Below are 232 nucleotides of genomic sequence, written 5' to 3' on the forward strand. Positions count from 1 at the left end.
AACAGCGTAGGCCGGATAAGCGGTTACGCGTCATCCGGCATTCTCTCCGCCGCACCGATTGCCGGATGGCGGCTACGCCTTATCCGGCCTACCAAAACGCGCCTACAGCCATACTGATATTGCTTTTACCCAAGATCTCACAGCGAGGGGTTGTGTCCCCGCTGATATCGCCGAACCGGAGCGTGAATGACAAGGACTGGACGCCAGGGATGGCGGACAGAGGCGAACCGAG

Origin of the sequence: Candidatus Kosakonia sp. 282A-S69 (assembly GCF_029433855.1) — a bacterium.
Taxonomy (GTDB): Bacteria; Pseudomonadota; Gammaproteobacteria; order Enterobacterales; family Enterobacteriaceae; genus Kosakonia; species Kosakonia cowanii_A.